A 959-nucleotide genomic window follows, 5' to 3' on the forward strand; every position below is an offset into this window, starting at 1 on the left:
TGCTTTGCTTTGCTTTGCGTTTGGTGTTTAAGATCTTATGCAGTAGCTTCGGTATTGCATTGCTCACACCTTAACGCGGCGTTATGCGCCTCGGAGTAATATGAAAGCAAAGTTGAATACGAAAATAAATATTGTAAAATCATTTATAAGCTGGGTCCCACTTTTATTGGCCTCATTAATCTTTTATTTTGTGATGTTTGGGGCAGGTATAATGTGGCTTTTCGAAAGCTACTTAGGTTCTTCTGAAGTTGAAGCGCGAGAGGTCTCATTTCCCTTAGCGGGGGCGCTACTGTGCGTGACAGTATTTATTTACTTTATTTGGTTAGCCAAAATATTGGCTGCTTTTCGCCTAGAGATTGAAGGTTCTCACTTGATTATCAAGTCCGGTGGATTTAAAGGAATAAATAGAAAGATACCAATAAATGAAATTGAGAGAATTAATATTGGTTCTCAAACCAATGCGATTGAAAACTTATCTGGGCACCCTGCTATCAAGGATTTAGTAGCTTCTCGATTGGTGGTAGCACTTAAATCAGGAGAAATTCTTAAACTAGATCTAGCCCTCAAGGTTTTTGATAGTAATTCATTGCTTAAACTGTTAAGGCAGGCAGAAAAACTTGGTGTGCAAATAAATATCAGCGCATAACAAAGCGTTTAAGACGGATTCACAACGCTTGGCATTTTTGGTTTGTATCAGCTTAAGTGTTTAGGGCACAATGGTTTGGGTTGGGTGGTCGCGTTGTTCACCACTTAATGCGGCGTTAAGTGCTTACCAGAGATCACATAAACATAATCAGGAGTAATGATGAATAAAGAACAGGCTAAAAAATACATTGAAGATAATCTGAACGATGGGGACTCACTGATAGGTTTTTTTCAGGCAGTCAGTCCACCAAATATTTGGCTATTCTTACTAATTGGCCCTCTTTTCATTCTAAGTATGAGAACATACTTCTTAG

General features: G+C 38.5%; 1 protein-coding gene. It reads left to right on the top strand.

Annotation, left to right across the window (positions count from 1 at the left end):
- The first annotated feature begins 100 nt into the window (after positions 1–100).
- Positions 101–646 carry a hypothetical protein gene (locus KIV41_RS24280; RefSeq protein WP_045393780.1) on the top strand — a complete coding sequence of 182 codons (546 nt, stop codon included), beginning with the start codon at positions 101–103 and terminating at the stop codon, positions 644–646.
- The last annotated feature ends 313 nt before the right edge of the window (positions 647–959 follow it).

Origin of the sequence: Vibrio sp. D401a, assembly GCF_030248515.1 — a bacterium.
Taxonomy (GTDB): domain Bacteria; phylum Pseudomonadota; class Gammaproteobacteria; order Enterobacterales; family Vibrionaceae; genus Vibrio; species Vibrio rotiferianus.

What these genes read in the sequence shown, in the direction of transcription:
- KIV41_RS24280 (WP_045393780.1), top strand. Translation starts at nt 101, where the DNA reads ATGAAAGCAAAGTTGAATACGAAAATAAATATTGTAAAATCATTTATA.